General features: G+C 48.8%; 14 protein-coding genes. 7 read left to right on the top strand and 7 right to left on the bottom strand.

The window, feature by feature from the left end:
* Positions 1–247: 247 nt before the first annotated feature.
* Positions 248–1,750, top strand: coding sequence for a glycine betaine/L-proline transporter ProP (gene proP, locus EBA31_RS09230; RefSeq protein ID WP_020826248.1), 1,503 nt, complete (start codon positions 248–250; stop codon positions 1,748–1,750).
* A gap of 260 nt (positions 1,751–2,010) precedes the next feature.
* Positions 2,011–2,145, top strand: coding sequence for a hypothetical protein (locus EBA31_RS27160; RefSeq protein WP_020826247.1), 135 nt, complete (start codon positions 2,011–2,013; stop codon positions 2,143–2,145).
* Positions 2,146–2,212: 67 nt separating this feature from the next.
* On the opposite strand, the gene eptB is transcribed toward EBA31_RS27160, so the two are convergent.
* The 5 genes from eptB to EBA31_RS09205 form a co-directional block, all read right to left on the bottom strand.
* A complete protein-coding gene (gene eptB / locus EBA31_RS09225) occupies positions 2,213–3,865 on the bottom strand; it encodes a kdo(2)-lipid A phosphoethanolamine 7''-transferase (RefSeq protein WP_020826246.1) in 1,653 nt (550 codons plus the stop codon).
* 232 nt (positions 3,866–4,097) lie between these two features.
* Positions 4,098–5,459: a PTS cellobiose transporter subunit IIC gene (gene celB, locus EBA31_RS09220; RefSeq protein WP_122078548.1), complete on the bottom strand. Its 1,362-nt coding sequence runs from the start codon at positions 5,457–5,459 to the stop codon at positions 4,098–4,100.
* A 54-nt stretch (positions 5,460–5,513) separates the two neighbouring features.
* On the bottom strand, positions 5,514–6,815 hold the full coding sequence (locus EBA31_RS09215; protein ID WP_122078546.1) for a 6-phospho-beta-glucosidase: 1,302 nt from the start codon (positions 6,813–6,815) through the stop codon (positions 5,514–5,516).
* Positions 6,808–7,134: a PTS lactose/cellobiose transporter subunit IIA gene (locus EBA31_RS09210; protein ID WP_020826243.1), complete on the bottom strand. Its 327-nt coding sequence runs from the start codon at positions 7,132–7,134 to the stop codon at positions 6,808–6,810. The genes EBA31_RS09215 and EBA31_RS09210 overlap by 8 nt, the downstream gene beginning before the upstream one ends.
* 109 nt (positions 7,135–7,243) lie before the next feature.
* Complete coding sequence (locus EBA31_RS09205; protein WP_122078544.1) at positions 7,244–7,549, bottom strand: PTS sugar transporter subunit IIB; 306 nt, start codon at positions 7,547–7,549, stop codon at positions 7,244–7,246.
* A 402-nt stretch (positions 7,550–7,951) separates the two neighbouring features.
* Between EBA31_RS09205 and EBA31_RS09200 the strand changes: the two genes are divergently transcribed.
* Positions 7,952–9,094, top strand: coding sequence for a MurR/RpiR family transcriptional regulator (locus EBA31_RS09200; RefSeq protein ID WP_122078542.1), 1,143 nt, complete (start codon positions 7,952–7,954; stop codon positions 9,092–9,094).
* A gap of 245 nt (positions 9,095–9,339) precedes the next feature.
* Complete coding sequence (locus tag EBA31_RS09195) at positions 9,340–9,570, top strand: biofilm development regulator YmgB/AriR family protein (RefSeq protein WP_020826240.1); 231 nt, start codon at positions 9,340–9,342, stop codon at positions 9,568–9,570.
* An 842-nt stretch (positions 9,571–10,412) separates the two neighbouring features.
* Here EBA31_RS09195 and EBA31_RS09190 read toward each other — a convergent pair.
* Positions 10,413–10,607, bottom strand: coding sequence for a hypothetical protein (locus tag EBA31_RS09190; RefSeq protein ID WP_122078541.1), 195 nt, complete (start codon positions 10,605–10,607; stop codon positions 10,413–10,415).
* A 171-nt stretch (positions 10,608–10,778) separates the two neighbouring features.
* Here EBA31_RS09190 and EBA31_RS09185 point away from each other — a divergent pair, with 171 nt between their 5' ends.
* The 3 genes from EBA31_RS09185 to EBA31_RS09175 are packed head-to-tail and all read left to right on the top strand — an operon-like array spanning position 10,779 to position 13,496.
* Positions 10,779–11,132: a GtrA family protein gene (locus tag EBA31_RS09185; protein ID WP_122078539.1), complete on the top strand. Its 354-nt coding sequence runs from the start codon at positions 10,779–10,781 to the stop codon at positions 11,130–11,132.
* Positions 11,132–12,043, top strand: a complete 912-nt coding sequence (locus EBA31_RS09180; protein ID WP_122078537.1) for a glycosyltransferase family 2 protein — start codon at positions 11,132–11,134, stop codon at positions 12,041–12,043. Before EBA31_RS09185 ends, EBA31_RS09180 begins: the two co-directional genes overlap by 1 nt.
* Positions 12,044–12,056: 13 nt before the next feature.
* Positions 12,057–13,496 carry a glucosyltransferase domain-containing protein gene (locus EBA31_RS09175; protein ID WP_122078535.1) on the top strand — a complete coding sequence of 480 codons (1,440 nt, stop codon included), beginning with the start codon at positions 12,057–12,059 and terminating at the stop codon, positions 13,494–13,496.
* Positions 13,497–13,535: 39 nt separating this feature from the next.
* Here the strand turns inward: EBA31_RS09175 and EBA31_RS09170 are convergent, their stop codons facing one another.
* On the bottom strand, positions 13,536–14,057 hold the full coding sequence (locus EBA31_RS09170; RefSeq protein WP_162302877.1) for a tail fiber assembly protein: 522 nt from the start codon (positions 14,055–14,057) through the stop codon (positions 13,536–13,538).
* Positions 14,058–14,059 lie beyond the last annotated feature (2 nt).

The raw sequence follows: 14,059 nt of genomic DNA, 5'->3' as shown, positions 1-14,059 counted from the left end.
GATAAGATAAACTGCTAAATTTGATCGCCGCAAGATATAACGCTAAGCTATAGATGCAAAATAATTAGTCACCTAAATGACATATTCCCGGTGAAAATTGACTTATTACGTGACTCGCATCACACAAAAAAGGCAGTGGCGAATCTGGCAACATCGCAATAATATTAGCCACGCTGATAACTGGGCAGAAGAAGTGAACGAGGATTGCGAATTCACGTACGACTAAAATTGATTAAGGGATGATTATATGAAGTTAAGAAAAAAACGACATAAACCGATGCATATTAATGACATCACCATCATCGATGACAGCAAGCTGAAAAAAGCCATTACCGCGGCCGCATTAGGTAACGCAATGGAATGGTTCGACTTCGGTGTATATGGCTTTGTGGCCTACGCCCTTGGGCAAGTCTTTTTCCCTGGCGCCACCCCTGGCGTACAGATGATTGCCGCACTGGCGACCTTTTCCGTTCCCTTCCTGGTACGTCCATTAGGCGGTATCTTCTTTGGCGCGATGGGCGATAAATTCGGTCGCCAGAAAGTACTCTCCATCACCATTATTATCATGGCGGTCAGTACCTTCTGTATCGGCCTGATCCCTTCCTATGCCTCTATCGGCATCTGGGCACCGGTTCTGCTGTTGCTGGCCAAATTGGCACAGGGCTTCTCGGTAGGTGGCGAATACTCCGGCGCGGCTATCTTCGTAGCCGAATACTCACCGGACAGAAAACGCGGCTTTATGGGCAGCTGGCTTGATTTTGGCTCCATTGCCGGTTTCGTGCTGGGTGCTGGCGTGGTGGTACTGATCTCCAGCATTGTCGGTGAAACCAACTTCCTCGACTGGGGCTGGCGTATTCCGTTCTTTATCGCAGCGCCTTTGGGTCTGATCGGTTTGTACCTGCGCCATGCGCTGGAAGAAACACCGGCCTTCCAGCAGCACGTGGAAAAGATGGAGAAAGACGACCGCAACGCCATCGAAAACCCGCCGAAGACCTCTTTCAAAGAGATCGCGGCCAAGCACTGGAGAAGCCTGCTGGTCTGCGTCGGTATCGTGATTTCAACCAACGTGACCTATTACATGTTGCTGACTTACATGCCGAGCTACCTGTCGCATAACCTGCACTACTCGGAAGATCACGGCGTACTGATCATTATCGCCATCATGATCGGTATGTTGTTCGTGCAGCCGGTCATAGGCCTGGCCAGTGACCGCATCGGCCGTAAGCCGTTTATTATCGGCGGCAGCGTCGGTCTGTTGGCTCTGTCTATCCCCTGCTTTATTCTGATCAACAGTAACGTGATTGGTCTGATCTTCGTCGGTCTGTTGGTGCTGGCGGTGCTGCTGAACTCCTTCACCGGTGTGATGGCCTCCACCCTGCCGGCGATGTTCCCGACGCATATTCGTTACAGCGCGTTGGCGATTTCATTCAACATCTCGGTACTGGTTGCCGGTGCGACGCCGACGGTAGCCGCCTGGCTGGTCGAAGCGACCGGGAACCTGTATATGCCGGCTTATTATCTGATGGTCGTCGCCGTCATCGGTCTGATCACCGGCCTGTACATGAAAGAAACCGCCAATAAACCGCTGCGCGGTGCCACCCCGGCGGCTTCGGATCGTTCGGAAGCCAAAGAGCTGCTGCAAGAAAACTACGACAACATCGAACAGAAAGTCGAAGACATCAATGAGCAGATTGCCGAGTTGGAAAAGAAAAAACAGACGTTGATCGACCAGCATCCAAAACTGGACTAAACAGCGTTCTAACGACAAGCCACCTTCGGGTGGCTTTTTTATTGCCGTAATCCGGTCAACGTCCGAACGTAAATTTGCACAACCTTCCTTCTGCGCCCCATGCGCGACCGCCGTTTTTCACCGGCAGTAATCATCGGGGTATAAGCGGCCACAGTGCGATTTCGGCAAACCGGATTTTGGCACTATTAGCCTGATATTTTATCCCGGCGAGGTTTGATGCTAGGCTTGAAATCAAGTTAACCCATTGAAGAAGATAGCCAATGAGTAGAATGGATATGCCGATCGTTATTGCCGTAGCCATCATGATTGCGATATGGATAGGCGCGTTATTTAACATTGGCGATATCACGCACGCCCTGGCGCGGATCTTCCACTGGATTGAGAGTCTTCGTTAAGGGAGCTTTCCGCCAGCTTAATGCATAAAAAAACCGCCTTTCGGCGGTTAGTCATACGGCTGGCAACTCAGTTGACCTGGCACCAGTTACGCTGCTTCACAATCCCGCCGTCCGGCGAGGTATAGCCGATACAACCCAGCACGCTGTCGAACAGCTTTTCATGAAACACCGGCGTTTTTGCCTTTTGCAGCGCCTTTAACTGATTAAATGCCGCCTGGTGATCGGGCTGACTGAGAAACTTGTCGGATGCCCAGACCATAATTGGCACGGTACGCTGTTCTTTCGGCGCGTGATCGCGCGGCGTGCCGTGGAAATGCATATTTTCCGAGATCGACTCACCGTGATCAGAGGCGTAAAACACGATAGCGTTACGGTTGCGCAACTGATTGAACACCTGCTCAAGAACATAGTCGGTGTACAACAGGCTGTTGTCGTAAGAGTTGATCATCGATTCCGTTGAACACGTATCGTCAATACCCTGGCATTCCGGCTGATAGCGAGCAAAAGCCCGCGGATAGCGTTCGGTGTACATATAGTGTGAGCCTTTGGTATGCAAAATCACCAAGTGTTTTCCCTGAGGATGGCGGTCCAGCGAATCCTGCAGTTCATCGATCAACGCAATATCATCAACGGGTTTACCGGCATTGCGTTTTTCCGCCTGAATGCTTTCTCGAAGAGCATAGCTGTCCGCCTGAGTCTTATTATAAAACCAGGCTTCGCTTTGCATAGAGAATAGCTCGGAGGAAAACCCCTGCTTCTTCAACACCGAGAAGACGTTCATTTCCTTCAGTGTGCGCTGCGGCTCTTCCGATGCCCCGCCTTCTCTGACGAACATGCAACGCAGAGAGAGCTTGGTTGACGTATCGCAAGAATAGCCTTGCAGCACCGCCAGGTTGGCTTCCTTATCTAGATTCGGCGTATTGTCGCGCTGGTAACCGTAAACCCCCATATGATCGCGTCTGGCACTTTCACCAATCACGAATACCACATAAAGATCATTCACGTCTTTTGGCGGCTGGTAGGTGAAATGCGCCGCCGGATCAAACAGATTCCGGCTGTCCTCCGCCTGGCTGTAGGAACTGTAAGTCAGCAGCCCCAGGGCCGAAAGCCAGTTAGACGGTGAATAGCTGCCGGCAACGACCCCGCCATAGCTGGCCATCATCTGATTATTTTCACGGTCGTGTTGATCCTGCACCTGGCCCATCAACTGAAGCGGTAGCCAGCAGAACAGGCCAGCGGCCAGCATAATCCCGCCTTTTTTGACCAATGCCAGCTGATTGCCGCGTTTGAATGCGGCTTCGTGCATCGGGGCCAGCCAAATCAACAGCAGCGGCAACAGGCTCACCAGCACCATCCATACGCCAAAATGCCAGCCTACCGACTCTTTGGATAAATCAACGTCGGTGGTCATCACCGCCGCCAGAATGCCGTAGCCGATATCGACGTGGAACAACACCATGTAATAGCTGGCAGCAACCGAGCTCAGGACCAGCAGCGTGGCCAAAACACGAAACAACCGGCGCCCCAAAAAGGAGATAAGCAGCGTGATAAAGCATACGAGGCAAAAGGCCGCGACAATTTCAATGCCAATCGACAACAGGTTATCGTTATGAAGCTGTTGATAACGACGATAAAAAATAGGGATATTGAGTAATACACCGAGATAGAAAGCGATAAAAAAAGAGACCTGCAACTGGGTCCAACGTCGGAACTTCTGCATTATTGATACCATTCCTGCCAATGTGAGTTCATAGCCATCTGCCAGATACAGGTTGTTGTGAGAGTTTCTCTCCCCCTGCTACTGGGTGGTTATCTGACAGGTAATTTAGGCGGGCGTTGCCAGCGCGGAGAAAAATAACGTTGTTATGATGTAACAATTCGTGTGCAAAACGGCTTTTATCCTTCCTGCGGTAGCGGTTAGGTGCGCTGCCGCAGGAAGATGGTTTATCCCGCTATGGCGTCAGGGATTGTTCACCAACCGCAGCGCTGGGTGCCGATGCCGCGGCCTGATTTTCTTCGCGGTACTTCTGCTTATCCCAGGCACGGAAGAACGGGTAGTAAATTGCCATTGAAATCAGCAGATTGACCACCTGGATCACCGTTCCCGAAATATGGCCTCCGGTTGCCAGATAGCCGCTAATGAAAATCGGCGTGGTAAACGGTAAGGCTATACCAACCGGCGGCGTCACCAAACCGGTTGCCATCGCACTGTAGGTCACGATCACCAGCACCACTGGTGTCAGGATAAACGGCAGGAAGAAGTAGGGGTTCATCACCAACGGGATGCCAAACACCATGGGCTCACTGATATTAAACAGGCAACCCGGCGCGGCGATTTTCCCCAACTGCTTCATCTGCGCGCTACGGCTGCGCACCAGCATGAAGATCACCAACCCCAACAGGGCACCGGTTCCGCCGGGCGCTATCCATAAATCGTAAAATTGCTGGGTAATAATGTGTGGAATAGGCTGGTTGTTCTGAAACGCCACCAGGTTTTCCGACATATTCGCCAACCACACCGGCTGAATGAACACCAATACGATGGCATCACCGTGCAGCCCCAACGTCCACAACAGGCCAATCAGGATCACCGAGAAAATCATTCCCGGCAGCGTTCCGCCCACGTGATGCATCGGGATACCGATCAGCGTAGCGATCATGGTGTTGATATCGCCAAACGGCGTGGCTTCGACGATCAGGCGCAGCAGAAGGATCACTGCCAGTACGCAAAATCCCGGAATCAACGCCAGGAAGGATTTCGCCACCGCTGGCGGCACCCCTTCAGGCATATTGATCACCAGATTGCGGTTATGCACGAACCGGTAGATTTCCGTCGACAACAGCGCCACCACGATTGCCACAAACAATCCCTGGCTGCCGATAAAGTTCATCGGCAGCACGCCTTTGACAATCTGCTCCGCGGCACCTTTCACCGGGGCAAAAAGGGTGTGTTGAGGAATGGTCATGATGAACGCCACTAAAGAAACCGCACCGGTACTGAGCGGGTCCATACCACGGTATTTTTCCGCCAGCCGGTAGGCAATACCAAAGCTGGAGATAATCGCCATGATGTCGTAGGTCGCTTTGACCGGATACAACAGCTTGTCGCGCCAGGCCGCACCGAATACCTCCCCCATCAGGTTGGCATAGCTCGGGATCGGTAAGTAGGCGAAGATCAGGAAAAATGACCCGATCAACATAAACGGCATATTGAGAATTATGCCGTCGCGTACCGATAAAATGTGTTTTTGCCCGGCGATTTTTAACGCCGTCGGCAATACGTAACGTTCCAGAATGCTATTTAAACCCGCCATCATTCCCCCTGCCCGGCCAAGCCGGCATCGTGATTATTATTATGGAATATCGACTTAGTTGAACTGCGGCAAATAGGCTTGGTTAAGGTTCAGCACCTCATCCAGTAAAGATTCTGCGATACCGACGCCGCCAATCAGCGGATTCACCACCAGCGCCAACAGTGCACTGTGACGATCGCCATGCACTGCGGCCTCAATGGTCAAACGTTCGAAATCTTTCACCTGCTGAGTCAGCCCGTTCATGGCCAGCGGCAGCGGCCCGAAGCTCAGCGGGTGAGCGCCCTGTGCGTCGATCACGCAGTTGGTTTCAATCACTGCGTCATTCGGCAGGCCCTGAATCGCGCCATTATTGCGGGTGTTCACCACCAGCACCTTGCCGCTGTTATTGTGAATGGCACGGATCAGCTCGACCGCAACTTCTGAATAGAAGGCACCGCCACGGAAGCTCAACTGCTCCGGTTTTTTATCCAGCGTTGGGTCGGCGTACAGTGCAAATAGCTCTGCCTCTACCTTCATCACCTGTTCAGCACGGGTTCCCTGGGCCGCAGCGGCTTCAAGCTCTTCTTCCAGCATGCCGGCGGTTTGGTAGAAATAGCGATGATATGGGCAAGGGATCGCACCCAGCGCCTGCAAAAACGCCGGCGGCCAAGGCAGATCCTTGATGTTGTTCATCGACAGCGTTTCGCCATTGCTCAGCATCTCCAACACCTGGGCGGTCACATCCCTGCCGCTTTGCGTTACCTGATGTACCCACACCATATGGTTCAGTCCAGCAAAACGGAGATCGACCTGATCATGAGGTGCCTTCAGCATGTCGGCGATCATGTGGTGCATGGTGATCGGTACGTTGCACAAGCCGATAATCTTCGCCTTGCTGTAACGGGAGACCGCTTCGGTGACAATACCGGCCGGATTGGTAAAATTGATGATCCAGGCGTCCGGCGCTACCGCTTCTACGGTACGCGCCACTTCCAGCATGACAGGAATGGTGCGCAATGCCTTGGCGAAACCACCGACACCGGTGGTCTCTTGCCCCAGACGCTGGTATTTCAAACCCAGGCGTTCATCGGCAGCACGGGCTGCCAGTTGCCCGACCCGCAGTTGAGCCAGTACAAAGCTGGCACCGCGAATGGCCGGTTCCAGCTCGAAATGTACCGACACCACCACCTGCTCCAGCCCGTTGCGCTTGAGCATTCTTTTGGTCAGTTCGGCAATGATGCCCACTTTCTCGCGGCCGGACTCTACATCTACCAACGCCAGTTCGGTTAACGGGACGTCCTGATAGTGGGCGATCAGCCCCTCGACCAACTCCGGCGTGTAGCTGCTGCCTCCGCCAATTACGGTTATCTTAGTCATTGCTTTGCCCCTGCGGTAAACGGCGATAAAGCTCGATCATGTCGGTGGCCAGATCTTGAATCAGCATGGCGTTCATCAAATGATCCTGCGCATGCACCAGAATCAGACTGACCGGTATTTTCCCAACCCCTTCATCCATGCCAATCAGCTCCGTCTGCATGCCGTGCGCCCTCCCGATGCCGGCCTTCGCCTCTTCCAACTTAATCTCTGCGGCTGCGAACTGACCGCGACGTGCCAGCTGCAGCGCCGAAAGCAGCGAACTGCGAGCGCTGCCGGCATGGACCAGCAACTCCATAACGCTAGTTTCCAAATCCACCATCACCTCCCCGGCCTTATTTCAGGCGCAGCGATCCCGCCGAGAGTCATGAAATAACCCGCGGTCGATGAATAAATAAAGGATAAAAGGGGCCAAGCCCCTCAGGGTGTTATCAGGCTAACAAGCCCAGTGCCTTATCCAGCACCTTGTCTCCACGCATAGTGCCGTAATCCATCATGTCGATCACAGCGACAGTTTTACCCAAGGGCGCAGCAAGTTCGCAAAGACGTGCGTGTTCATATTTCACCTGCGGCCCCAGCAGTACAATGTCCGCACGCTCGACGATGCGCTCGAAATCCGCCACGGGCACGGCTTCAATCACGATATCCAGCGCCCGTTTTTGCGCCTCAGCTTTCATTTTTTGTACCAGCATGCTGGTCGACATGCCTGCTGCGCAGCATAAGACGATGGTTTGCATTTTCAGTATCCCGGTTGTTAGCCACTTGGCGATGCAAATATAAAACAGTTCCGTAACACGCTTGTAAATACCTTGATTCCATACGATTTGATTATGACTTTTGGATAATCCTTTAAAAACAATGCATTAAAGAATTTTCGTCGTGAAAATTTTTTTCAACACTGTGATCGGCGATCTGATTTTTCATAACCACAAAATTTAAAACCTGTCTTTAACGTTTAAAAACAAAGTGATAAATCACTACCTGATAAACAATGCGAAGAGCATCTCGTTTCAAATCTGTCCTGATTGAAAATTATTTTCATTAGCTTATTCTTCTGGTTATCGCTTTATGCCGTGTGAAAAACAGGCTAATTTGAAGCACAGACCGCCGGTTGGCATTACAGAAGGGACACTGCAGTCATGGATCTCGTTTACCACATTCAGTTTCGCCAGGATCCGTTCAGCCGCCAGGAAGCAAAAGTTGCCCGAGCCATACTGGACAACCCGGGGTTTACATCAACAGCAACCATTGAGCAATTGGCAGAGCGAGCAGGTGTCAGCACTGAGATCGTCGCTCATTTTGCCCAATCCCTTGGCTGTCAGGATCTTAACGACTTTATCGCGCTAATGCGCTCCCCGTCGACGGCAACACCTCCTCCTACTGAGGTAGCCCAACCCGTGCTCGGCGGCATGGATATCGCCTTTGCCTCCGCGGCCGGCATCGGCAAACTGCCTGGCGTCAGCTCCACCACCCTCAGCCGTTTTGCTAAATCCATCGGTTGTGAAGATATTGGCGACATCGTCTATCAGATCCGCGCACGACAAAATCAGTTCAGTCAGCAAGAGGCCAAAGTCGCACAGACCATTTTGGACGATATTGCCTTCGCCTCCTCCGCCACCATCGAATTGCTGGCCAGCCAAGCGGGGGTCAGCCCGGCCACCATTACCCGATTTGCCAAAACCATTGGCTGCGACGATATTCGCGATCTGCGCATGAAACTGGCTCAGGCCAGCGTGAGCGGCTCACGCTATTTGACCGTCCAAGCCACGCCTAATGGCCCACCGCGGCTGTGGCTACAGCGCGTCAACGACGTGGAAACCACCTTGCATCAACAGCTGCAGCAAGTAGAACATGCAGCGCTGATCGATGCTTGCCAGCAGCTGAGCCAATCCAAGAGCGTACATATTTTTGGCGTAAACAGCATGGCGCTTTATGCCAATGAGCTGCAACAGCGCCTGGTGGGCCTGGGTTACCCTGCATTTATCTGCCAGGACGCGGCGCTGATGCGCATGACGGCCTCCACGCTCAGCACGCAACAGTGCGTGATCCTGCTGTCTATGAGTGGGGAAAACAGCGATTTGCTGAACGCGGCCAAACTGGCCGGCGCGACCGGTGCTTATCGCATCGCCCTAACCCCTGCGGGCACTACGCTGGCCGGGCTGGCGGATAAGGTGTTGCCGCTCAGCGGCGGCAGTACGGCACGCTATGGACTGATGCTGACTCTCGACCTGCTGCTGGCGCAGTTATTGCCCGAAAGCCTGGGGTCACAGACGGAAGATTGAGTCTCTGCCACAGCGCCGTTTGCTGGGCCTTCAACGGTAAATATCACCGCTGCGGCGCTGGCCTGAGGTTTTTCCTAATTAGCGGTTTGGCTTACAACTGCCTATTGATGGGAATATTCTTACTACGTTATCGTTAACATTCCACTTAGATATCACCCTAAGTGAAATTTGCACGACTTTATTTTTTTAATGGCTTCTCTGCCAGCTTCGGCTGGCACTTTAAATTTCACCAGCGGTAAAATTCTATGATCGATTACTCCCTTTACGGTCTCCACGATAGAGATATTGAGACATACCGTGAACAAATATACAGCCTGCTCGGCAAAGGCGTTATTCAGGTGCTTTCCGCGAACAAACCCATCAGCAAGCAAAACATTCTCGCCTATCTCATTGCTGAAATCGAAAGACAACCCGACGAGTACTGTCAGAAACTGCACAGAGCAGCAATTGAGGTTATTGGGATCAACGCTCGCTAAGGAGAAACATGCGCAAATCGGATCTGTGCGCGATCATTTCCATCGCCGTCGTCGTGGCCGTGATGTGGGTGGCAAACTGCAGTGCGGATAGGCTTCCGCTACTGGGAAGTGGAGGCTAGGTTCTAACGCCCGTAACAGGCAGTATCCGGCGATCGGCACAGCGATCAAACAGCCGGATATGGCTTGATTAGCTTGCCAGCCATAGTTTCAGGCTGGCCGCAGGGTTTAGGCCGACAAAAAGCCGATAATGCGAACTAACGGCATTCGCCGGTAATCGCATTTTTCCCTTGTGGGCAAACATCGGAGCTTTGCGGGATCACGCCCAGAATCGATCCAAAAGACCCTGAACAGCCAGATAGCATGACAATCGCCAATAAAAATAATCCCCCTTTCATCCAACACTCCTTATCTATTGCACTCTCTGGTTATAGATCACTTCTTACCAAGCGTCTTGAAAAATGGTCCTTGCCCGACAACAAGATAACAGTGATAGCAGAAGAATATTATGATGTGATATGACGAAATGGAATTTCAGGCACAAAAAAACCGCCTTCCGGCGGTCACGACATTACTACTTATTGCTTTGATTATTCTGGAATTTATTTTCCTGGTACCCGGGGCGGGACTTGAACCCGCACAGCCATAAGCCGAGGGATTTTAAATTCATCGCTTACATTCTTAAAAACAATAAGTTACGTAGAAAATCAGAACATGGATTAATAATTGTACACTATAAATTCATGTAGTTATCGCATGATTGAAACCCATCTTCTGAACGATACCATGCATAAGAGCCCCGAGAGACCGAGTTTTCACTTTGGCGACAGAACTCTGACCTTCCACTACTTATCCCGAACAAGGGCTGCCGCATCTCGCAACACACCTTTGTAAAGCGTGTTGCCAACGTTTTTCCGCTTCATCTCTAAATAGTCAGTAATATTAGGACGGTTCACCACCACGCCATTAGCAATCAAATCGATCACCGCGGCTCCAATCTCGTTGGCTATGAACATTGCACGTTGTTCATCAGTTTCCATTGTTCATCCCCGCTGCTCTGTAAATGTGTACGTATGGTGCGCCACACGTTTCTGAAAGTTCCGCATTAAACATCAATACATAATGTTCTCATGTACATGGGCTAGAAAACTTTGCCTTCAGCATGACGCAGTGGCAAAATACAGTAAATCAAATTTTAAGAATTTTGCGCATTGAATACCTTTTTACGTTATGCATCAGTAGGTGTGATGAACACCTGTGCTCATTGGGCTGTTTTTGCGTTCATGCTGCTTGGCGGCTCCTCACAGTCACTCTCTAACGTTGTTGCCTTCTGCATCGCAGTAACCATTTCGTTCTTTGTAAACGCTAGGTGGACATTCAAATCAGAAGCAACAGCATTCCGATACGTGGTGTATGTGTTGTTTATGGGTAGCATGGCATTCTTGGTGGGCTGGCTGGCAGATAAAATGGATGTAAAACCAATTATTACGCTAGTTACTTTCTCTGCGGTAAGTCTATTCTGCGGTTTCATTTACTCTAAATTTTTTGTTTTCAAGGATGATTAATGAAAATTTCCTTGGTAGTCCCTGTATTTAATGAAGAAGAAACAATACCTGTTTTCTATAAATCCGTGCGCGACTATAAACCATTTGAAAATTATAACATTGAGATAATTTTCATTAATGATGGTAGTTCAGATAAAACAGAAAGCATTATCTCTTCTTTATCGTTGGCAGATGAAAATGTGAAGGCTATAAACTTCACACGTAATTTTGGTAAGGAGCCAGCCCTCTTCGCCGGATTAGAGTCATCTACTGGTGATGTGATTGTCCCTATAGATGTTGACTTGCAAGATCCAATAGATGTAATCCCACAATTGATTCAGCGATGGGAGAATGGTGCAGAGGTCGTTTTAGCAAAGCGCATAGATAGAAAATGTGATGGAAGAATGAAGCGTAAAAGTGCAGAGTGGTTTTATAGAATTCACAATAAAATAAGCGACCCTGCAATAGAGGAAAATGTCGGTGATTTTAGACTTATGTCTCGAGAGGTGGTAGATAATATCAAACTACTTCCAGAGAGGAATTTATTTATGAAAGGAATATTAAGTTGGGTTGGTGGTAAGGTGGACGTTGTAGAATACAACAGAGCTGAACGCATCGCCGGCACAAGCAAATTCAATGGTTGGAAGCTTTGGAACTTGGCCATTGAGGGAATAACCAGCTTTTCAACATTCCCACTTAGGATATGGGCATACCTTGGTTTTTTCGTTGCAACTTTATCCTTCCTATATGGCACATGGATGATTTTAGATAAAATAATTTGGGGCAATCCTGTAGCAGGCTATCCATCTATCATCGTTTCCATCCTCTTTCTTGGTGGAGTGCAGCTCATAGGAATAGGCGTCCTGGGTGAGTATATCGGTAGGATTTATATTGAAACAAAATGTAGGCCACGTTATATAGTGAAAAAGTGAGACGGAATTTTAAATGATCTGCAAAAACGACAAAAAAACATTAGCACTGTACTCAGGCTTGGCTCTGTTATTCATATACCCCCTTATCCAGTCTGGGGTATTTTACAGGGATGACTTAGATAGGGCTATCACCGGGCAATATGGATGGCGAGGGCTAGGAAGACCCATGGCTGATATCCTAATGAAAATACTATCTGCAAGCGGTCACTATAATCTTGACCTATTCCCGTACACAATGATTATGTCCTGTCTGTTCATAGGGGCGTCATCTTTATTGTTAAAAAAGCACCTAACCAGAATGGATGTTCAACATCCTGTTTTCGTCGCTGCGTTTTTGATATTCAATCCTTACATGCTGCAAAATATCGCCTATAGATATGATTCCCTTGGTATGGCTTTGGCTTTTTTCCTTTCTGTTTTAGCCTACACTTATAGCAACACAAACCAAATCCGTGAAGTGGCAGTAAAAATAGTTTCCGGAGTACTTGCGTTAACCCTATATCAACCATGTGCAAATATATTTATAGGTCTACTTGCTGCAGATGTTTTTATATTTGGACTTAAAAACCACTTAGAGATACATCACGTTACGAAGCTTGTCGCAAGAAAAGCTTGTGAATTCATTTCATTTTACATTATTTACATGTTGCTATTTTCAACAAAAAGCAACTCTCGCTCAGAACTAATAACCCCAGATACTGATGGCTATAGAACACTAGTTAGCACTGTGAAAAGTTTATATGAAATCGTTGCATCTTACTTTCATGGTCCTGTGTATATTTACTTTTTAATTCCCACGTTATTTTTAATTGCACTTTTAATAAAAAAATCAATTAAAAACAACAACCTAATTTCAACCTCAACACTGGCAATTATTTCTACATTTATTTTTTTAACTTCACTATTAGGCCCAACAATATTTTTGAGGGACTCACCCGTTTTCCCGAGGACATTAATATCATTCTCGGTTCTGTTTGTGATTATAGCCACTTCAATCGTTGAGCTTGCACCAAAAATAAAACACCTTGCGTTAATACCTTTGATTACAGCCTTTGCTTTTAGTGCTCAATTAAGTAGCGCTATGAAATCGCAGCGTGAATATGAAGACTTTGTATTTAACATGATATCCAGAGACATCATAAATCACCCTGATGTGAAACTTATTGGCACAACCGGTCAAGTTAACATTAACGAGAGGGCAAGGCTATTGATGGATAACAAACCATTAATAGGCTATTTCCTTAGTCCTGCATCTGAATTTTTGGCATCATTCCAGTTAATTAATAAAGGCTTACCACAAACCCTGCATGGTTATGGTGACGAGCAAAGTAATAAAAACAAACTTGCCTATATAGTAGGTAAAGGCATCAAACCTTTTTTATCTAACAAGGACTATTCACTTTACTTTTTCGATAATGAAGTCATAGTGTCCTTGGGTTACAGTAAAAACTAATAACTTTAAAAACGGCCCTCCCTACCGAGGGCCTTTGTTTTAGAGCGGTGGATTAGGCCATGCAACTTTATCTGCCAGGTGTGTATCAATAGCCTGAACCTTCTGCACGTACTCCATCCACAAAATAAGAGATGCCTTATCAGCATCAGTAATTATCCCCAACATCAATTGAGTTTGCCAAGCCTGTGTTTTTTTATTGGCCTCGTCCAAAAGTAACTCCTTTTGTGCCTGGGCCTGCGCCTTGTATTCTTCTTTGGTGTAGATACGGGGAATGATTTTTTTACCATTGAAAACCCATTTCCCGGTGTCTGATAGCCCACGCGGCGCAATTTCCTCACTCACTTCAACAACAGATAAATTAATCGGCCAAAGCATAGAAACATCACGTGCCACAGCCCATATGATACCTTCTTCATCATAAGCAACTTTCAGGGTATCGGCGGCAAACTCCTGCTGATTTTCATACCAATCATTGCCATCTTCATCACGGAGATAAGCTACCGCAGAGCCTAATGCTGGTTCGGTGGGAGTGTACTGTTTAAGGTTTTTCAAGTTTTTCATAA

The organism is Serratia sp. P2ACOL2 (genome assembly GCF_003691565.1).
Taxonomy (GTDB): domain Bacteria; phylum Pseudomonadota; class Gammaproteobacteria; order Enterobacterales; family Enterobacteriaceae; genus Serratia; species Serratia liquefaciens.
Note: the sequence above shows the minus strand (reverse complement) of the source record. Positions and strands in the feature narration are given on the sequence as shown.